Source organism: Secundilactobacillus mixtipabuli (assembly GCF_002217925.1).
GTDB classification, from domain to species: domain Bacteria; phylum Bacillota; class Bacilli; order Lactobacillales; family Lactobacillaceae; genus Secundilactobacillus; species Secundilactobacillus mixtipabuli.
The window spans coordinates 1-253 of record NZ_BCMF01000047.1 but is presented as its reverse complement, the minus strand read 5'-3'; the positions used below and the strand labels follow the sequence as shown (position 1 = coordinate 253).

The 253-nt window shown below is 42.3% G+C and carries 1 pseudogene; it reads right to left on the bottom strand.

Annotation, left to right across the window (positions count from 1 at the left end):
• Positions 1 to 184, bottom strand: a pseudogene (locus tag IWT5_RS11925) (ISL3 family transposase); the annotation flags it as partial.
• Positions 185 to 253: the final 69 nt, after the last annotated feature.

Sequence of the window (253 nt, the reverse complement as noted above, 5' to 3'; positions counted from 1 at the left end):
TTTCCCGCCAACCATAGTTGATAATCGTATGATCATTGATGACGCCACAATGTACACAGGCCTTTGGCCGATAGGTCAATTCACCAGTAACCTGGATAACCCCATCAGCCCGTTCAGTACCACCTTTAATTTTTACATGTTTATCATCTATGCCTAGCAACAACTTCGTAGTATCATAATTCATAAGGGTATTCCTTCCTTCTAGAAATCTTCGTCGTGGTTGATTTTAATGAACGGGCGGGAATGCCCGTTT